Below are 6,138 nucleotides of genomic sequence, written 5' to 3'. Positions count from 1 at the left end.
ACAGCACATAAGCGGCGGGCAAGGTGAAGGCGATGCCCAGGCTAAATGCCCAGCCCAACGGCCCATTGGCAAAGCCCGTGATGTAGCTGCCCAGCATCCAACCTTGCGACGTACTGGCCATGAGCGAACCGGCAAAAAACGCGCGGTTCCAGAAGGACTTGTAGCGAAGCGGCGCCTTGACCCGGAAGTCAAACGCCACACCGCGCAAAATTAGCCCGATCAGCATCATCGCCACTGGCAGGTACAGCGCTTGCAGCACCAGGCCATGGGCCATCGGAAAGGCGATCAACAACACGCCCACGCCCAGCACCAACCAGGTCTCGTTGGCATCCCAGAAAGGACCGATGCTGGCGATCATGGTGTCTTTCTCGGCGTTGGTTGCTTGCAAGAGCAGCAGGCCAACACCCAGGTCGTAACCATCCAAAATCACGTAAGCCAGCAGGGACAACCCCATCACAGCCAAGAAAAACAGTGGCAGAAATTCAGCCCAAGTCATGGTCGCCTTTCAAGTTCATTTTCAGTTTCAGATACAGAGCCACTGGGTACGGCCCATCACACCCCCGCTAAGCCCAGCAAGGCACCCGCTGGCGCTTCCGGCCTGTGTTCTTTGGGGTTCTCGGCCATGTACTTCAGCACACCGACGTAAGTGACCAACAGCAGGCCATAGACCACCAGGTAGGCCGTCAAGGTGAGCGCAATGTAGGGTGGCGGCAAGGTCGTCGCGGCTTCGCTGGTGCGCATCAAGCCGTACACCAAGAAGGGCTGGCGACCGATCTCCGTCACGTACCAACCTGCCAGCGTGGCCACCCAGCCGGAGAACGCCATGCCCGAGAGCACCCACAGCCAAGGCCTGGGCAAGGTCACTTGCGGCTGCCTGCGCTGACGCCACAAGCGCCAGGCGGTGAAACCGGCGACCAACAGCATCAGTGAGCCCACGCCCACCATCACACGAAAGGCGTAAAAAATCGGCGCCACGGGTGGGTGCGCACCTTCAAATTCGTTGATGCCCTTGACCTCGCCGTCCAGCTCGTGGGTCAAAATCAAGCTGGCCACTTTGGGGATCTTCACCGCGAAGTGGGTGGTGCGTGCTTCTTGGTCGGGAATGCCAAACAGCGTCAGCGGCGCGCCGCGCTCGGTTTCCCAGATGCCTTCCATGGCGGCGACCTTGGCCGGCTGGTACTTCAGTGTGTTCAGGCCGTGCATGTCGCCCACGATGAACTGCAGCGGCATCACGCAAGCAGCGGTGAAGATGGCCGCGCGCATGGCTTTGTGGGTGCCGCGCGTGGCGCTGCCTTTGAGCAGTTGCCACGCGCACAGCCCAGCAATCAGGAACGAAGCCGTCAGAGCCGATGCGAGCAACTTGTGCGAGAAGCGGTAAGGGAACGACGGGTTGAAGACCACCGCCAGCCAATCGGTGGGCATGAACTGGCCGTTGACGATTTCAAAGCCCGCCGGAGTGTGCATCCAAGAGTTCAGGCTCAAGATCCAGAAGGCCGACATGGTGGTGCCAAAGGCCACCAGAAAAGTGGCGGTCAGGTGCACCCGCTCGCTCACCCGGCCACGGCCGAACAGCATGATGCCCAAGAAGCTGGCCTCCAGGAAAAATGCCGTCAGCACCTCATAGCCGAGCAGCGGCCCAGAAATATTGCCCGTGCGCTGCATGAAGCCCGGCCAATTGGTGCCGAACTGGAAGCTCATCACAATGCCCGAAACCACGCCCAGCGCAAAGGTGAGCGCGAACACCTTGGTCCAAAAATAGTAAGCCTCTTCCCATGCTTCATCCTGGGTGCGGGCAAAGCGCAAACGGAAGAACAGCAAGAACCAGCACAGCGCGATGGTGATGGTCGGAAACAGGATATGGAAGCTGATGTTCGCAGCAAACTGGATGCGAGAGAGAATGAGAGCGTCGATGTCCATGGTCGCTTTCTGATGAAATCACAGGGCTTCACGTTTCGGGCTCGCGCCCGAGGCTTTGTTGGATCGGCCGGTCAGGCGGTCTTTGAATTCGAGCACTTTGGTCACCGTGCTGCCCATGCCCATGAGCTGCATGGCAGTCTCGGGGGCGAGCTTTTGCACGTCGTCAAACCAAGTCATGAGGCGGTCGATCAGGTCGTGCATTTCGCGCATGCGCTGCTGGGCATGTCGCTCAGCGTCGGTAGTGGGCGTTTCGAGCAAGGCGGTTCGCAGCATGGACAACGTGGGCTCGATCTCACGGCGGCGACGCTCCTCGGCCAGCACCCGAAAGATCTCCCACACGTCCGCCGGTGCCTCGAAGTATTCGCGCCGGTCACCCGTTTGGTGGCGCAAACGCACCAGCCGCCATGCCTGCAGCTCTTTGAGGCCCATGCTGACGTTGGAGCGCGAAAACGCCAGCGCCTCGGCAATCTCATCGGCATTCAAAGCCTGCGGCGACACATAGAGCAGCGCGTAAATTTGGCCCACCGTGCGGTTGATGCCCCACTTGCTGCCCATTTCACCGAAATGGGCAATGAACTCGCGGTTGAGGGAGGGAATTTGGTCTGAAATGGTCATGTCGCGATTCTAGCCTCGCCTTCCGAATTTTCAGTAATGACTGAAATATCAGGAATGGGAATAGGGTTATTCCTTATGCATCGAACGAAGCCCACGAGATCCGCAAGCGTTCCCAAAGGCGCTAAAGATCGACGCCATCGAAACACGCTGGCCTTGCAATCGGCTGTTTGACCACCAATTAGCCATTCGGTAGCAATTTCTTCTACCGTTTTTTAACATTGATTCAAAAATTCCTATGCTGTTAAGCCCTCTTCAAATCGGCTCTGTTTCCCTCGCCAACCGCATGCTCATGGCACCTCTGACCCGAGTGCGTGCCAGTGCAGGGCATCTGCCCAATGCGCTCATGGCCGAGTACTACGCGCAGCGCGCCAGCGCCGGGCTGATCATCACCGAGTGCACCATGATTGCCGAGAACACCTCGGCCTTTGTCAACGAACCCGGCATTTACAACGCCGCACAAATCGAAGCCTGGAAAGAAACCACCGCCGCTGTGCACGCCAAGGGCGGCAAAATTTTCATGCAAATATGGCACGCTGGCCGCGCTGCACACCCGGCCAACAATGACGGTGCGCCGATTGTTTCGTCCAGCAACTTGGCGCTCCAGGGCGATGCCCACACCGCGCAAGGCATGTTGCCCCAAGCCACACCCCACGCCTTGCTGGAAAGCGAAATTGCCCCCCATCGTTGAGGCCTTTGCGCAGGCCGCCAAAAACGCCATGGCTGCAGGTTTTGACGGCGTGGAAGTACACGGTGCCAACGGCTACTTGATTGACCAATTTCTGCGCGACAGCGCCAACCAACGCAGCGACAGCTACGGCGGCACATTGGAACAACGCGCACGCTTCCTTTTTGAAGTGTTGACCGCCGTGTGTGCGGCCATCGGCAGCGACCGCGTGGGCCTGCGCCTGTCGCCCCTGAACAGCTACAACGACATGAAAGACAGCGACCCACTGGCCTGGACAGCCTACCTGGCCGAGCAACTCAACCGCTTTGATTTGGCCTACTTGCACATCATGCGGGCAGACTTTTTTGGCCTGCAAAAAGCCGATGTGATGCCCCTTGCACGCGCCCACTACAAAGGTGTGCTGATTGGCAACATGGGCTACACCCCAACCGAGGCCGAGGCGGCCACCACTGAAGGCAAGCTTGACGCTGTCGCCTTTGGCAACGGCTTCCTCGCCAACCCCGACTTCCCTGCCCGTGTGAAAGCGGGTGCGGCCATGAACGTACCCGACCAAAGCACCTTCTACACCCCCGGTGCCAAGGGCTATACCGATTACCCAACGCTGTAATCGACTCAAGAAGGTGTAGAAAAAAAGCCCGAACTTGAAAAAGTTCGGGCTTTTCCCTTTTAAGGCGTGGAGACTTGTTTACTTCTTGATCGGCGGCAAGTCCGTGCAGCTGCCGTGCGCCACTTCCACCGCCATGCGTGATGCTTTCGCCCAGCGTGGGGTGATGGTGGATGGTTTTGCCGATGTCCACCGCGTCTGCAGCCATTTAGATTTCTGGTCTTCGGTCAAGCCCACCCAGGCCACTTCGTGGTCGGTGAGGCCGTCGATCACTGTAACGCCCAAAAAGTACTTTTTAAGGTACAATTTAAGAATGTCGTCGAGCAGAAAAATCCCTGCAATCTTCTACCGGTCTGCACTTGGCAGCGAGCCAGTGCGCGAATGGCTGAAGACTTTGGACAAAGCAGATCGCCAAACCGTAGGTGAAGACATTGCCTATGTCCAATACAAATGGCCCATCGGCAAACCACGGGTCGATCATTTGCGGGGGCCGATCTGGGAAGTGCGCAGCAAGATCGGCAACCGCATCGCACGCGTGCTTTTTGCGGTGGAGGCTTCCGAAATGATTTTGCTGCATGCTTTTGTCAAGAAGACCCAGCAAACAAACCCCGCCGATATTGAACTGGCAACCAAACGCTTGAAGGAGTGGATTAATGGCCAAAGCAACTAAAGTCAATCCCCACACGGGCAGCAGTTTTGATGACTTCCTCAAAGAGGATGGTATTTTTGAAGAAGTGCAGGCCCGTGCGCTCAAACGCGCATTGGCCGAACAACTGGACGACGCCATGCAAAGCGGCAAGCTCAGCAAAGTGAACATGGCACAACGCATGGCCACCAGTCGGTCTCAATTGGACCGAGTGCTGGACCCGAGTAACCTGTCCATCCAGCTCGACACCTTGGTCAAAGCGGCCAGCGCAGTGGGTAGGACTGTCGAGATTCGACTCAAGCGCGACACCAAGCGCTCGCGAGCCACCTCGGCGTAGGGGAAACCGAAAGTCCGCTGTGCGCATCCAGCAAAAAGCCCGAACCGTTACCAGTTCGGGCTTTTGCATTGATGCCGCTACAGGCTCATGGCGTTTACTTCTTGCCAGGCGGCAAATCCGTGCAGCTACCATGCGCCACCTCCGCCGCCATGCCGATGCTTTCGCCCAGCGTGGGGTGGGGGTGGATGGTTTTGCCGATGTCCACAGCGTCTGCGCCCATCTCGATGGCAAGAGCGATCTCGCCAATCATGTCGCCCGCATGCGTGCCCACCATGCCGCCGCCCAAGATCTTGCCGTGGCCGTGCGCCTCGGGTGAGTCGTCAAACAGCAGTTTGGTCACGCCTTCGTCGCGGCCGTTGGCAATGGCGCGGCCTGAAGCTGACCAAGGGAAGAGACCTTTTTTGACCTTGATGCCTTGCGCTTTGGCTTGGTCTTCGGTCAAGCCCACCCATGCCACTTCAGGGTCGGTGTAGGCCACGCTGGGGATGACGCGTGCGTTAAACGCCGAAGCTGCCAGCTCTTTGTTGCCTTGCAGTTCGCCCGCAATCACTTCAGCGGCCACATGCGCTTCGTGCACGGCCTTGTGCGCCAACATGGGCTGGCCCACGATGTCGCCAATGGCGAAGATGTGCGGCACGTTGGTGCGCATTTGAATGTCGACGTTGATGAAGCCGCGGTCGGTCACCGACACGCCTGCTTTTTCAGCGGCGAGTTTTTTGCCGTTGGGCGTGCGGCCCACGGCTTGCAACACGAGGTCGTACACCTGCGGCGCGGGGGCTGTGCCGCCGGGTTCAGCGCTCTCAAACGTGACTTCGATGCCTTCGGGCAAGGCGCGTGCAGACACGGTCTTGGTCTTGAGCATGATGTTGTCAAAGCGCTTGGCGTTCATTTTTTGCCAGACTTTGACCAAGTCGCGGTCAGCGCCTTGCATGAGGCCGTCCATCATTTCCACCACGTCCAGGCGTGCGCCCAACGTGCTGTAGACCGTGCCCATTTCCAGGCCGATGATGCCGCCGCCCAAGATGAGCATGCGCTTGGGCACTTCTTTGAGTTCCAAAGCGCCTGTGCTGTCGACCACGCGTGGGTCCTTATCCAGCCCATCCTTCTGCATGAATGGCAAACGCACGGCTTGCGAGCCTGCAGCGATGATGGCCTTCTTGAAGGCGATCACTTTTTTACTGCCGTTTTGTTCTTGTGCGGTGCCGGTGGTTTCCGACACTTCAAGGTGGTTGGCGCCCACGAATTGGCCCAAGCCGCGCACGGTGGTGACCTTGCGCATCTTGGCCATGGCCGCCAAGCCGCCTGTGAGTTTGCCGATGACTTTTTCTTTGTGG

The 6,138-nt window shown here is 58.5% G+C and carries 6 protein-coding genes and 1 pseudogene; 3 read left to right on the top strand and 4 right to left on the bottom strand.

Annotation, left to right across the window (positions count from 1 at the left end; translation table 11 throughout):
* From Q0341_RS13490 to Q0341_RS13480, 3 genes are all read right to left on the bottom strand, one after another.
* On the bottom strand, positions 1-496 hold a 496-nt coding region (locus Q0341_RS13490), incomplete at its 3' end, for a cytochrome d ubiquinol oxidase subunit II (protein WP_299514278.1).
* 56 nt (positions 497-552) lie between these two features.
* A complete protein-coding gene (locus tag Q0341_RS13485) occupies positions 553-1,911 on the bottom strand; it encodes a cytochrome ubiquinol oxidase subunit I (RefSeq protein WP_299514284.1) in 1,359 nt (452 codons plus the stop codon).
* Positions 1,912-1,935: 24 nt separating this feature from the next.
* Positions 1,936-2,532, bottom strand: coding sequence for a GbsR/MarR family transcriptional regulator (locus Q0341_RS13480; protein ID WP_299514275.1), 597 nt, complete (start codon positions 2,530-2,532; stop codon positions 1,936-1,938).
* Between the two features lie 235 nt (positions 2,533-2,767).
* Here Q0341_RS13480 and Q0341_RS13475 point away from each other — a divergent pair.
* From Q0341_RS13475 to Q0341_RS13465, 3 genes and pseudogenes are all read left to right on the top strand, one after another.
* Positions 2,768-3,824 (top strand): annotated as a pseudogene (locus Q0341_RS13475) (alkene reductase).
* 163 nt (positions 3,825-3,987) lie between these two features.
* Positions 3,988-4,491 carry a type II toxin-antitoxin system RelE/ParE family toxin gene (locus tag Q0341_RS13470; RefSeq protein ID WP_366522775.1) on the top strand — a complete coding sequence of 168 codons (504 nt, stop codon included), beginning with the start codon at positions 3,988-3,990 and terminating at the stop codon, positions 4,489-4,491.
* Complete coding sequence (locus Q0341_RS13465; protein ID WP_299514273.1) at positions 4,475-4,804, top strand: Fis family transcriptional regulator; 330 nt, start codon at positions 4,475-4,477, stop codon at positions 4,802-4,804. The genes Q0341_RS13470 and Q0341_RS13465 overlap by 17 nt, the downstream gene beginning before the upstream one ends.
* 94 nt (positions 4,805-4,898) lie before the next feature.
* Here Q0341_RS13465 and Q0341_RS13460 read toward each other — a convergent pair.
* Positions 4,899-6,138: NAD(P)/FAD-dependent oxidoreductase (locus Q0341_RS13460; protein ID WP_299514270.1), on the bottom strand; the 1,240-nt coding region annotated here is incomplete at its 5' end.

This window comes from uncultured Limnohabitans sp., assembly GCF_937889215.1.
In the GTDB taxonomy this organism is placed as follows: domain Bacteria; phylum Pseudomonadota; class Gammaproteobacteria; order Burkholderiales; family Burkholderiaceae_C; genus Limnohabitans_A.
Note: the sequence above shows the minus strand (reverse complement) of the source record. Positions and strands in the feature narration are given on the sequence as shown.

Bases quoted from the DNA above. Each gene is read 5' to 3' on its own strand.
- Q0341_RS13470 (WP_366522775.1), top strand. From the start codon at position 3,988: ATGGTGGATGGTTTTGCCGATGTCCACCGCGTCTGCAGCCATTTAGAT.
- Q0341_RS13465 (WP_299514273.1), top strand. From the start codon at position 4,475: ATGGCCAAAGCAACTAAAGTCAATCCCCACACGGGCAGCAGTTTTGAT.
- Q0341_RS13480 (WP_299514275.1), bottom strand. From the start codon at position 2,532: ATGACCATTTCAGACCAAATTCCCTCCCTCAACCGCGAGTTCATTGCC.